The sequence below is a fragment of the Prevotella sp. KH2C16 genome, assembly GCF_900113305.1.
Classification (GTDB): Bacteria; Bacteroidota; Bacteroidia; order Bacteroidales; family Bacteroidaceae; genus Prevotella.
The window spans coordinates 318,828-331,628 of sequence record NZ_FOOW01000001.1; the positions used below are offsets into that span (position 1 = coordinate 318,828).

Here is a 12,801-nt window from a genome sequence, read left to right on the forward strand (position 1 = left end):
CCTTCTTTCTATTTCCCGTTGACAAACTTCTTGATTTCGGCCAGTCGGCGTGTCGCGAGATTGCGGCCCGTCTGATAGGCCTCCATCATCTCTTTCGGGTCATGACTTATGTGCCCGATCTTCAGTTTTTCCTCCGGACGGAGCACGAGAACCATACCGTCGGCCTCCTGACGCCGCACATAGGCCTTCTGCGCATTATACATCTGGGGTCTGCGACGCATGGCCTCCACGAGCGCGGGATACCGGTGGAGTGCTGCTTTCATGAGACCGAACATGCGATAGGGCGTCTTAGCGTAATCGCGAGGCTGCGTCTCGATGACGATGTTGCGGGTGTAACCAATGCCTTCAAAGAACTTTAGCGGAATGGAATCCGTGATTCCGCCGTCCAGCAAGCGGTATCCTTCCAGTTCCACGGGTCTTGCGGCAACCGGCATTGAGGCCGAGGCCCGTATCCATTCGTAAGCCTCGTAACAGCCTTTCATGATTTTCCGATAGACGGGCTTCCCCGTATCGATATCCGAACAGACAACATAAAACTCCATCGGGTTGTCTTCGAATGCCTTTGCATCAAATATATCCAGTTTCTCAGGCATATAGTGATAACCGAATTCCGCCCCGAAGAGGTCGCCCGTCGTAAGCAGCGAGCGGAGACTGCAGAAGCGCCAGTCCTTCGCGAAGCGCTGGTTATAGCGGATGACTCGTCCCGGTTGCCTCGACTTATAGTTGCAACCGAAGGCCGCGCCAGCCGACACCCCGATCATCCCGTCGAACTGAATGCCATGTTCTATCATGACATCCAGGCATCCCGCGGAGAACAATCCCCGCAGGGCTCCACCTTCAAGTACGAGTCCAGTCATAGCTTCTATGGTTAAAAGACATCCCTTTTCAAGCGGGATGTACAGGAAACTTCTCTTACAGTTTGTCGCCGTAGCAGAGGTCGCCGGCGTCGCCGAACCCGGGCACGATGTACTTATGCTCGTTCATGCCGGGGTCGATGGCTGCGCACCAGATGGTGGTCTTGTCGTGGGGGAATACCTTTGCGATGTGGTCGATGCCCTCCGGCGTAGCGATGACGCAGGCCACATGGATGCGCTTCGGCGTGCCCTTGGTGAGGAAAGCCTTGTATCCCAGCTCCATGCTGCCGCCCGTGGCGAGCATCGGGTCTGCTATGATGAGGTTCTTCTCATCGATGCTCGGTGTGGCGAGATACTCGATGTGGATGCCCACCTGGTGGTGCTCGGCATCGGTATACTCGCGGTAGGCCGACACAAAGGCGTTCCCCGCATGGTCGAACACATTAAGGAACCCGTTGTGGAAGGGTAGTCCGGCGCGGAAGATGGTGGCCAGCACGATTTTGTCCGTGGGCACATTCACCCTTGCTATGCCTAACGGTGTGGCAATATCCTTGGCTTCATAGCTGAGCGTTTTCGAGATTTCAAAGGCCTCATACTCGCCGATGCGCATGATGTTGTTACGGAACAGCAGCCGGTTCTTCTGATATTCCTTGTCGCGAATCTCGGCCAGGTACTGGTTAATGATAGAATTCTGTTTGCTTAGATCAATAATTTCCATGTTGAATTGATAAATTTTTGCAAAAGTAGAAAAAGATATTTATTTTTGCAAAGTCTAAATTGCAAATATCTCCGGAAAACCTTTGTTTTTTAATTCTTTAACCTAAAAAGGTGTCGGGAGCTTGATTTTTACAGGCGGAAACTTTGGTATTCCATGAGAAATATATAACTTTGCATTCGGTTTTAAGGAACTTTTAAATACTCAATAAATACAGAAAAGAAATGGCAAAGTTTGACAAAAAGACACTTGAGCAGTACGGCATTACAGGTGCTACTGAAGTATTGTACAATCCTTCTTATGAAGTGTTGTTCAACGAGGAGACCAAGGAAGGCCTCGAGGGCTACGAGGTTGGTCAGGAGACGGAGCTCGGCGCTATCAATGTGATGACGGGTATCTATACCGGTCGCTCTCCAAAGGACAAGTTCATAGTAGACGACGAGACCTCTCACGACACCGTGTGGTGGACTTCCGATGAATATAAGAACGACAACCACCGTGCTTCCAAGGAGACTTGGGAGGCTGTCAAGGAGATTGCCAAGAAAGAGCTGTCCAACAAGAAACTCTTCGTGGTAGACGGATTCTGCGGCACCCACAAGGATACCCGCATGAAGGTGCGCTTCATCATGGAGGTGGCTTGGCAGGCTCACTTCGTTACCAATATGTTCATCCGTCCTCAGAACGAGGCCGATTTCGAGCAGGAGCCGGACTTCATCGTCTACAATGCTTCTAAGGCAAAGGTTGAGAACTACAAGGAACTGGGCCTGAATTCAGAGACGGCCGTTGTGTTCAATGTAACCAGCAAGGAACAGGTGATTATCAATACATGGTATGGCGGTGAGATGAAGAAGGGTATGTTCTCCATGATGAACTACTTCATGCCTCTGAAGGGCATGGCTTCCATGCACTGCTCTGCCAACACCGATATGAACGGCGAGAACACCGCCATCTTCTTCGGACTCTCCGGAACAGGTAAGACCACGCTGTCTACCGATCCGAAACGCAGACTCATCGGCGACGACGAGCACGGATGGGACGACGAGGGCGTGTTCAACTACGAGGGTGGATGCTACGCTAAGGTCATCAACCTCGACGCTGAGGCTGAACCCGATATCTATAATGCCATCCGTCGCGACGCACTGCTGGAGAATGTAACCGTAGACAAGGACGGAAAGATTGACTTCGCCGACAAGAGCGTGACGGAGAATACCCGCGTGTCTTATCCTATCTACCACATCAAGAACATCCAGCGCCCGGCTTCTGAGGGACCGGCTGCAAAGCAGGTGATTTTCCTCAGCGCAGACGCCTTCGGCGTTCTTCCTCCCGTATCCATACTCGACGCAGAGCAGACAAAATACTACTTCCTCTCCGGATTTACTGCTAAGCTGGCCGGTACGGAGCGTGGTATCACCGAGCCTACTCCCACCTTCTCCGCTTGCTTTGGTCAGGCTTTCCTCGAGCTGCATCCTACAAAGTATGCCGAGGAACTCGTGAAGAAGATGCAGAAGAGCGGTGCCAAGGCTTACTTGGTAAACACGGGATGGAACGGAACGGGCAAGCGCATCTCCATCCGCGACACCCGCGGTATCATCGATGCCATCCTGAATCACTCTATCGACGCTGCTCCTACGAAGAAGATTCCTTACTTCAACTTCGTCGTTCCTACGCAGCTCGAAGGAGTAGACACAGGTATCCTCGACCCACGCGATACCTATGCTGACGCAGCTCAGTGGGAAGAGAAGGCCAAGGACCTGGCAGCACGCTTCATCAAGAACTTCAAGAAGTATGAAGGCAACGAGGCAGGGAAGGCACTCGTAGCAGCTGGTCCGCAGCTTTAATCTGGAAATCAGAAGATCTTTATATCATAAGCCCCGCACCTTGAAGTGCGGGGCTTATTGTTGCCGTAGGACTTCAGCTGGGCGGCAAAGGCTTTCCCGCCAATGTTTCCTGACACGGACGGCGGCATGGAAATCTGTCTTCGCCCCGGGCGGAAAAGGGCTAAGAGCAGGCTTCTTAATGTCTATCTTCAGGGAGCGGCATGACCTTGACGGGCGCATTCACGGTGTTCTGTCCTATGGGCGGCGGCTCATGCCTCTGCCGTTTACTGCCTCTCGTAAGGCAGACAGCGGCCTCCTGCCTGACAAAATCGGCGAGATTGAACGACAAAATCGCCGAAATCATGCCACAAAATCGCCGATTTTGTCAGGAGGTTTGCGCCCTTCTGAAAGCCTCTGGCTGTCTTCCGGATTCTCAGGAAGTATCGTGCCAGTATGTCCAAAGAGGCTCCGGAGTGTGGGGAAGCCTATTTTGACCTATGTCAATAATTAGCCGTTTTTGTGGAAAAAGCGAACTAAATGTTTGCTGTGTTCGGCCACAATGTGTAATTTTGCATTGTGTTCGAGAGAATACATTTCATTTTAGGTTAGTAGATTTAAGGTTTTTAGATTTTGTTTAGGTTAGCTAAAAGAGCATGGTGTAGAGACACTTATTGCTCTTTTTTTTATTTATGAAATCACAAACAAACTTAAAAAACGGCCTCTTTCATGCTGTTTTGCATAATAAAGTATTAAAAAAGGCCTTTATTTAAAGAATTCTGATTAAATTTGCAGACAAAATTCTGTGAAGCGTGGCTTCGTCAATGCAGGGGATGCTTTTTCTTTGCAGTAGCGGAGTACTTTCTTCATGGCAATGTCGGTTTTAAGAAAAAGAGCGTAAATGAGATTCAAGTTCATTGCATTTGCTGTATTGTTTTCAGCAATATTCATGTTCTCCTCCTGTCTGAGCGACACCAAGGACGACATCGTTTATTATGACGACTGTGCCCTGACGGCCTTCTCCGTCGGGACTCTGAAAATCGTCAAGGACACCGTCTCCTCGAAGGGAGAGGACAGCACCTATACCACCACGCTGGACTGCAGCCGCTATGCATTCACCATTGACCAGACGAGAGGACTGATCTACAACCTCGACTCACTGCCCCGCGGCATCAACGCGGCGAAGGTGCTGGTTACCGCCGTGGCGAAAAACGGCGGCGTCGTGGCCATCAAGAGTCTGACAAGCGACTCCCTGTCTTATTACAGCAGCTCCGACTCCATCGACTTCTCTCAGCCCCGCCACTTCGTCGTGTACAGTCTGCGGGGCGATTCCAACCGCGACTACACCGTTACCCTGAATGTGCACAAGCAGAAGCCGGAGGAGTTGGTATGGAACTCCGCGGCCATCATCAACGGCAACCTGGGCTCGCTAAAGGCCATGAAGGGCGTGGCCTGCGATGGCAAGGTATATGTTTTCGGCTATGACGGTTCGAAGACAAGGATATTCGCCGCCCCGGAGAGCAATGCCGCCGCATGGAGCGAGATCACCCCTGGCACGACCTTGAGTGCGGATGCCTATAAGAGCGTGGCCGCCTATGCCGGCAAGCTCTATGTCTACAGCAACGGCTCGCTGCTGGCTTCTGCCGACGCGAAGGCCTGGACGAAGGTGGCAACTCCGGCCCTGAAGCTGTTGCTCGGCGCAAGCAATGCCCGTCTCTACGGGCTTACGACCGCTCATCAGCTGATGAGCAGCAAGGACGGCGGTGCCACATGGACGGCCGACGAGCTGGACTCTGACGCCGGACTGCTTCCTGCCGACAACCTCAACTTCATCACCCTGCCTCTTTCCGGCAGTACGGCCGGCTGTCGCATCGTGCTTGCCGGCACCACGGCTACCGAGGCTCGGGTGTGGGGGAAGATAGAGGAAAACGACCCCAACGCACAAAACCAGCCTTGGGCTTACTATAATGTCTCGTCGGGAAGCAAATATAAGGCTCCCAACCTGAACGGATTGCAGGCTGTCGGCTACGACGGCGGCATCCTGGCGACAGGGGGGCGTGTCATCGGTGCGGCGGATTCCGCCCCGTTTGCCTGCTTCTACAGGAGCAGGGATGCGGGCATCACCTGGAAGCCCGATGCCGACTACCATTTCCCGAAAGGATTCTCTGCACCGGGCGAAGTGTTCACGATGGTGAAGGACAGCAAGAACTATCTGTGGATTATCTGCGGCGGCACGGGCCAGGTGTGGCATGGAGCAAAGAACCGGCTGGTATGGGATGCCGCAGAGCGTTACTTCACCGAATAGCATGATATGCGGAAGATAGTCGTCATAGCCCTGCTTCTGGCCTCGTCGCTTGCCCTGCATGCGCAGAGCGATCCAGAGTATCTGATGGAAATCGGAGCAGGAGTGGGCATGGTCTCCTACGAGGGCGACTTCAACAACAGCATCCTGAAGAATATGCAGCCCATAGGCTCGGTGGTGCTCCGCAGGAACTTCAATCCCCATATGGGACTGCGTCTTGCGGGCTCTTTCGGCAAGCTGAAGGGGAGTTCCAAGGATGTGGAGACCTATTATCCCGACTACCAGGCTTCGCCGTATGAGTTCAACAACTCGCTGGTGGATGTCAGTCTGGTCTACGAATACAACTTCTGGCCTTACGGGACGGGGCGCGACTATCGTGGCGCAAGGCGCCTCACGCCCGTTGTCTTCGGCGGACTGGGAGCCACCTATGTGTCGGGAGGCGACAAGAATGTGTTTACGGCCAATGTGCCTCTCGGCTTTGGCGTGAGATATAAGATGGGTGAACGCCTGAATCTGGGCGTGGAATGGGCTGTCCACTTCAGCCTGAGCGACAAGCTCGACGGAGTGAAGGATCCTTACTATGTAAGGAGCAAGGGAGCGTTTAAGAACACCGATTGCTACTCGGCCCTGCAATTTACGCTTACCTATAGTTTTATGGCAAAGTGCAGAACTTGTAACAACGACGATTAATGGCAGCAGAACTCGATATGACGCGCATTCCCGGACACATCGCCATCATCATGGATGGCAATGGACGGTGGGCAGCCGAGCGGGGCAAGCCTCGCAGTTTCGGTCATCAGGCAGGGGTGGATGCCGTGCGGAGGATTACCTCCGAGTGTACTCGCCTCGGCGTGAAGTTCCTCACGCTCTATACCTTTTCCACGGAAAACTGGAGCCGTCCGGCCGACGAGATATCGGCCCTGATGGGACTGGTGCTTACCTCCTTGGAAGATGAAATCTTCATGAAGAACAATGTGAGGTTTCAGGTTATCGGCGACATCGCGCGCCTTCCGCAGGATGTGCAGGACAAGCTCGGCCAGACCATGGAGCGCACGGCGCAGAACGACGCGATGACCATGGTGGTGGCTCTCAGCTATTCATCGCGCTGGGAAATCATCGAGGCGATGAAGCAGACGGTATTCCACGCCCTGACCGAGGGCTCCGCGACCCTTGTCGGTCATTCAGGGGCAGCCGTCTATGCCGGTCTGGAGGCGCAGCTCACCGAGGAAAACTTCGAAAAGAACCTTGAAACCGCGTTCATGCCCGACCCTGACTTGCTCATCCGTACGGGCGGCGAGGTGCGTCTGTCGAACTACCTGTTGTGGCAATGTGCCTATACCGAGTTGTATTTTTGCGACACTTATTGGCCAGACTTCGGGGAGGAAGACCTCCACAGGGCCATCCGGAGCTATCAGAATCGTCAGCGGCGATACGGGAAGACAGAAGCTCAAATAGAGAAAGAAAATAATTCCAAATAATGAATAAAACAAATAAGGTGTTGACATTGCTCGCCGCCCTGATTTTCATGGGCTGTATGAGCATGCGGGCGCAGGATAAGATAGTGTATCCGGAAATCAGCTATGCCGGGGCACCACGCACCGTAACCATTGCCGGCCTGAATGTGTCGGGTGTCGAGGGCTATGAGGACTATGTGCTCACGGGCATCTCCGGTCTCGTGGTCGGGCAGAAGGTAGAATTGCCGGGCGTGGAAATCACGGAGGCCGTGAAGCGCTATTGGAAGCATGGGCTCTTTTCCAAAGTCCAGATATCAGTCGACTCCCTCATTGGAGACAAGGCTTGGCTGCACATCGCGCTGCAGGTGCGTCCACGCGTCTCTACTATCAATTGGATAGGCTTAAAGAAATCAGAGCGTGAGGATATGGAGGCAAAGCTGGGACTCTTGAAAGGCTCGCAGGTTACGCCGAACTCACTGGCGCGTGCCAAGATCCTTGCCACGAAATACTTCGACGACAAGGGGTACAAGAACGCAGAGATAGAAATCAACCAGCGCGAGGATGTGGCCGGCAAAAATCAGGTGATTCTCGATGTTCTCGTAGACAAGAAAGAAAAGATGCGGGTGCATGAAATCATCATCGACGGAAACGAGCAACTTACCGACAAGAAGCTCAAGGGAAACCTGTTTTCCAAAGGTGCCTTTGCCAAGATTCACGAGGCAGGGAAGCTGGGTAACTTGTTCAAGTCGAAAAAATATACTCCGGAACGCTGGAAGGAAGATCGCAAGAATCTCATAGCAAAGTATAACGAGTTTGGCTACCGCGATGCCACTATTCTGGCCGACAGCGTCTGGAACTACGACAACAAGCACGTAAACATCTATGTGAAAGTCGATGAGGGTAAGAAGTATTACCTGCGAAACATCAGCTGGGTAGGCAACACTGTCTATTCTACCGACTATCTCAGCCGGGTGTTCGGAATGAAGACTGGCGATGTCTATAACCAGAAACTGATGGACAAACGGCTCTCGAGCGACGATGATGCCGTGGGCAACGAATACTGGAATCACGGTTATTTGTTCTATAACCTCGACCCTACTGAGGTGAACATCGTTGGCGACAGCATCGACTTGGAGATGCGTATTACCGAGGGACCTCAGGCGCATATCAATCGTGTTCGTATCAATGGTAACGACCGCCTGTATGAAAATGTGGTGCGTCGGGAACTCCATACCAAGCCGGGTGATCTCTTCTCTAAGGACGCGTTGCAGCGTTCGGCGCGTGAGCTGGCATCCATGGGACACTTCGATCCCGAGAAGGTGAACCCTGATGTGAAGCCCAATGTAGAAGACGGTACGGTGGATATCAACTGGAACCTCGAGCAGAAGTCTAATGACCAGATAGAGTTCTCGCTTGGCTGGGGCCAGACGGGAGTCATCGGCCGTGTCGGACTGAAGCTCAACAACTTCTCGTTGCGCAACCTCTTTAATAAGAATAAGGAGCATCGGGGCATCCTGCCTATCGGCGACGGCGAGGTATTGAGCCTCGGTGCGCAGACCAACGGTACCTATTACCAGAGCTATAATGCCAGTTACAGCACCAACTGGTTTGGTGGGAAGCGGCCTATCCAGTTCAGTGTAGGAGGTTTCTACTCCAAGCAGAGCGATGTTTCGTCCAACTTCTATCATAATAATATGAACAATTACTATGGTTATCTCGCTGGTTATGGTAGTAGTTACTATAACAACTACGAAAATTATTATGACCCGGATACCTATATCAAGCTCTATGGTGTGAATGTGGGCTGGGGTAAACGCCTGCGCTGGCCTGACGATTACTTCTCATTGTCGCTGCAGTTGTCGTACACTCGTTATTCTTTGAGAAACTGGAGCTATTTCGTGATGTCGAACGGAAACGCCAACAACCTGAACCTGAGCATTTCCTTGAGCCGCACCTCAACCGACAACCAGCTCTTCCCTCGTCGCGGATCGGAGTTCATGGCTTCCGTAACGCTCACTCCGCCTTGGTCGAAGTGGGAAAAGAAAGATTACAAGAACCTGGCGAACAATCCACAGTCAGCCACTTACTCTCAGGAACAGCAGGACAAGTTCCGCTGGATAGAGTATCATAAATGGAAGTTCAAGGCCCGTACCTTTACTGCTCTTTCGAGTGGTCAGAAGTGCTTCGTACTGATGACGCGTGCCGAGATCGGGATCCTCGGTTCCTACAATCGGTATAAGAAATCGCCGTTCGAGACCTATTATGTAGGTGGCGACGGTATGAGCGGTTATTCTTCCGGCTATGCGGAGGAAACCATCGGTCTGCGAGGCTATGAGAATGGAAGCGTGTCTTACTCTCCTAATACGGGATATAACGCCTATGCCTACGACCGTTTCACCCTCGAGCTGCGCTATCCGTTCCTGCTGGGTAACACCACCATCTATGGACTGGGCTTCGTGGAGGCGGGCAATGCATGGTATGACACCAAGAAGTTCAATCCTTTCGACATGAAGCGTAGTGCCGGTATCGGTGTGCGCATATTCCTGCCGATGGTGGGTATGATGGGCATAGACTGGGCTTATGGTTTCGACAAGGTGTATAATGGTTCTACTTTCGAAAAAGGCGGAAGCCAGTTCCACTTTATCCTTGGCCAGGAATTTTAAGTCGGAATATTAAAAATAGATAATTTAAATAACTTTTCGGGTGCCTCGTGCGTCTATAAGTTTAAATGTAAAATATCAGGGTATGAAGAAGTTAATGTCAATATGTCTGTTGGCCCTCGTGGCAATGACGGCAAGCGCACAGAAGTTCGCGCTCCTCGACATGGAGTATATCTTGAAGAATATTCCGGCCTATGAGCGTGCCAATGAGCAGCTCAATCAAGTGAGCAAGAAGTGGCAGGCCGAGGTGGAGGCTCTCAATACCGAGGCCAGTACCATGTATAAGAACTACCAGAACGAGCTGGTGTTCCTCTCGCAGGAGCAGAAGAAGGCCCGTCAGGAGGAAATCATGAAAAAGGAGAAGGAGGCTTCCGAGCTGAAGAAGAAGTATTTCGGTCCCGAAGGCGAGCTCTTCAAGAAGCGTACGAGCCTTATGAGCCCGATTCAGGAAGAAGTGTATAATGTGGTAAAGGAAATCTCAGAGTTGCGTGGATACAGCCTTGTGCTCGACCGTGCGAGCGACTCTGGTATCATTTTCGGATCTCCGAAGATTGATATCTCTAACGAGGTGCTCCAGAAATTGGGGTACAGCGTTCGTTAAAGGGCCGTTTTGGTGAGGCGAAAAACAATTTCCCGGCAGCAGAAAGAAGGATGAATTCCGGAACCTGCCAGAATAAAAGAATAAATCATTAATCAAATTACAACAAGAAAAAAAATGAAAAAAGTAATCATTATGTTGATGCTTCTGGCGCCGATGACAGCATTTGCCCAGAAGTTTGGCAAAGTAAACACGCAGACCGTGGTACAGACTATGACCGAATACGGCAAGGCTCAGGGAGAACTCCAGGCATTGCAGAAGCAGAAGGAAACCGAGCTTAAAGGTCTTCAGGATGAACTGCAGCGCAAGAGCGAGGAGTATGACAAGACTAAGAGCACCCTGAACGCTACCAAGCAGAAGGAGACAGAGCAGGAATTGCAGAATATGTATACAAAGGTTCAGCAGGCTTATCAGGATGGTCAGCAGGAACTCCAGAAGAAGTCTCAGGAGCTAATGACTCCTATTCAGGCCAAGATCATGAATGCCATTCAGGCTGTCGGCAAGGCTGGCAACTTTACTTATATCTTTGAAGAGGGTACCGCAGTCTATACGGGCACCAATGTAGAGGATGTAACGAGCAAGGTTCAGGCCCAGCTCAAGTAAGAGAAAATATTTTTTCCGATAATCGATATGGGGGGCAGGCTGAAGGTGGCCCGCCCCTATTATATATTAAAAAGGTGATGAAACAGTTAATTCTTTCTTTAGTCCTATTTGTGATGCCTTTCGTGGCTGATGCACAAAGCCAGTTGAAATATGGCTATTTCAGCTATAAGGAGGCGTTTGAGTCCATGCCTGCCTACGCCGCTGCCAAGAGAAGTCTGGAAGTGCTGAAAGGCAAGTATGATGCAGAGATGAAGCGCGTGGAGGACGAGTTCAACAAGAAGTATGAGCAGTTTCTCGACGGGCAGAAAGATTTTGCTCCTTCAATTCTTAAGAAACGGCAGGCCGAGCTGCAGGAATTGATGGAGAAAAACCTGGCTTTCAAGGAGGAGGCGAAGCGCCTGCTCAAGCAGGCAGAGGAAGAAGCCTATGCACCGCTCAGGCTTCGTCTCTCGGAAGTGCTCCGCGGTATCGGCGACGCACGGGGCTATGCCTTTATCCTGAATACCGACAACGACGCCGTTCCCTATGTCAGCTCGGTGGTTGGTGAGGATATTTCATCACTCGTCAAGGATACATTGCGTTGACGGATATGCTGCCCCCGGCTCCAGGGCCGATTGGAGTTTTCGATTCCGGCTATGGCGGACTGACCATCTTGGACGGCATTCGCCAGCTGTTGCCCCAGTATGACTATATGTTCCTGGGCGATAATGCCCGTGCTCCTTATGGTCCCCGCTCGTTCGATGTGGTGTATGAGTTCACGCGGCAGGCTGTATGGAAACTCTTTGAGAAAGGCTGCCATCTGGTAATTCTCGGATGTAATACGGCTTCGGCAAAGGCGCTCCGAACCATCCAGCAGGACGATTTGCCCAACTGGGACTCTTCGCGCCGTGTGCTTGGGGTCATCCGTCCTACGGCAGAAGTCATTGGTACGCTTACTCGTAACAATCATGTGGGGCTGCTTGCCACCGAGGGTACCGTGAGAAGTCATAGTTATGACCTTGAGATAGCAAAACTATGGCCGGGGATTCGGGTTACGGGCGTGGCGTGTCCTTTCTGGGTTCCGCTGGTGGAATACAATGAGGCTGACAGCCCGGGAGCCGACTATTTTGTGAAGAAACGCCTCGACGAGCTGATGTCCAAGGACTCGGCCATCGATGCAATCATTCTCGGTTGTACTCATTATCCCATCCTTCTTCCGAAGATCCGGAAGTATGTCAAGGAGGGGATAAACATCATTTCGCAAGGTAAATTTGTAGCCGAGAGCCTTAAAGGTTATTTAGAGCGTCATCCGGAAATAGCACGCAACTGTACCAAGGGCGGCCGCGTGGAATACTACACTACGGAGAATCCAGATAAATTCAAGGAAGGAGCACGCATCTTCCTTCATGACAAAGTTAGAATAGAACATATAGATTTAGAGTAAATACATGCAGGAGACAAGAAAAAACCGTATCTCACGCCTGCTTCAGAAGGAGCTCGCGGAATTATTCCAGTCGCAAACCCGTAAAACGCACGGCATCCTCGTGAGTGTTACCCGTGTGCGTATAAGTCCGGATTTGAGTATCTGTACGGCTTATCTGAGCATCTTTCCCTCGGAAAGAGGTGAGGAGTTCTTGAAAAATATAACGGCAAATGAGAAGACCCTGCGCTATGAACTGGGCACTCGCGTCCGTAACCAGCTCCGCATTATCCCGGAGCTGAGGTTCTTCATCGATGACAGCCTTGATTACATTGACCACATCGACGAACTCTTGAAGAAGTAAACCGACTACACCTTTGAGGCTCTCAGCAAGGAAGCGGA

12 protein-coding genes are annotated in these 12,801 nt (G+C 51.6%); 10 read left to right on the plus strand and 2 right to left on the minus strand.

The genetic code is table 11. The annotated features are described in order from the left end of the window. Positions 1-8: 8 nt before the first annotated feature. Together BM114_RS01255 and upp are read right to left on the minus strand one after the other, a co-directional pair. The gene (locus BM114_RS01255) at positions 9-857 is read right to left on the minus strand and encodes a patatin-like phospholipase family protein (protein WP_092109448.1); all 849 of its coding nucleotides are present in this window, start codon (positions 855-857) and stop codon (positions 9-11) included. Positions 858-912: 55 nt separating this feature from the next. Next, the gene (gene upp, locus BM114_RS01260; protein ID WP_092109451.1) at positions 913-1,572 is read right to left on the minus strand and encodes a uracil phosphoribosyltransferase; all 660 of its coding nucleotides are present in this window, start codon (positions 1,570-1,572) and stop codon (positions 913-915) included. A 221-nt stretch (positions 1,573-1,793) separates the two neighbouring features. Here upp and pckA point away from each other — a divergent pair, with 221 nt between their 5' ends. The 10 genes from pckA (at position 1,794) to rbfA (ending at position 12,763) form a co-directional block, all read left to right on the plus strand. Beyond that, entirely contained in the window at positions 1,794-3,407 is a 1,614-nt protein-coding gene (gene pckA / locus BM114_RS01265) for a phosphoenolpyruvate carboxykinase (ATP) (RefSeq protein ID WP_092109454.1), read from the plus strand. An 877-nt stretch (positions 3,408-4,284) separates the two neighbouring features. Next, positions 4,285-5,688, plus strand: coding sequence for a DUF6242 domain-containing protein (locus tag BM114_RS01270; RefSeq protein ID WP_143089220.1), 1,404 nt, complete (start codon positions 4,285-4,287; stop codon positions 5,686-5,688). A 6-nt stretch (positions 5,689-5,694) separates the two neighbouring features. Further along, on the plus strand, positions 5,695-6,375 hold the full coding sequence (locus BM114_RS01275; protein WP_092109460.1) for a type IX secretion system protein PorG: 681 nt from the start codon (positions 5,695-5,697) through the stop codon (positions 6,373-6,375). Then, entirely contained in the window at positions 6,375-7,163 is a 789-nt protein-coding gene (locus BM114_RS01280) for an isoprenyl transferase (RefSeq protein ID WP_092109465.1), read from the plus strand. The genes BM114_RS01275 and BM114_RS01280 overlap by 1 nt, the downstream gene beginning before the upstream one ends. Next, entirely contained in the window at positions 7,163-9,802 is a 2,640-nt protein-coding gene (locus tag BM114_RS01285; RefSeq protein ID WP_092109468.1) for a BamA/OMP85 family outer membrane protein, read from the plus strand. Before BM114_RS01280 ends, BM114_RS01285 begins: the two co-directional genes overlap by 1 nt. An 82-nt stretch (positions 9,803-9,884) precedes the next feature. Further along, positions 9,885-10,400 carry an OmpH/Skp family outer membrane protein gene (locus tag BM114_RS01290; protein ID WP_092109471.1) on the plus strand — a complete coding sequence of 172 codons (516 nt, stop codon included), beginning with the start codon at positions 9,885-9,887 and terminating at the stop codon, positions 10,398-10,400. A gap of 114 nt (positions 10,401-10,514) precedes the next feature. Then, the gene (locus BM114_RS01295; RefSeq protein WP_092109473.1) at positions 10,515-11,000 is read left to right on the plus strand and encodes an OmpH/Skp family outer membrane protein; all 486 of its coding nucleotides are present in this window, start codon (positions 10,515-10,517) and stop codon (positions 10,998-11,000) included. Positions 11,001-11,077: 77 nt separating this feature from the next. Further along, entirely contained in the window at positions 11,078-11,584 is a 507-nt protein-coding gene (locus BM114_RS01300) for an OmpH/Skp family outer membrane protein (RefSeq protein WP_092109476.1), read from the plus strand. A gap of 5 nt (positions 11,585-11,589) precedes the next feature. Continuing rightward, positions 11,590-12,423 (plus strand): glutamate racemase, encoded by an 834-nt coding sequence (gene murI, locus BM114_RS01305; protein WP_092109729.1) that lies wholly within the window; start codon positions 11,590-11,592, stop codon positions 12,421-12,423. Positions 12,424-12,427: 4 nt separating this feature from the next. Further along, the gene (rbfA, locus tag BM114_RS01310) at positions 12,428-12,763 is read left to right on the plus strand and encodes a 30S ribosome-binding factor RbfA (RefSeq protein ID WP_092109478.1); all 336 of its coding nucleotides are present in this window, start codon (positions 12,428-12,430) and stop codon (positions 12,761-12,763) included. The last annotated feature ends 38 nt before the right edge of the window (positions 12,764-12,801 follow it).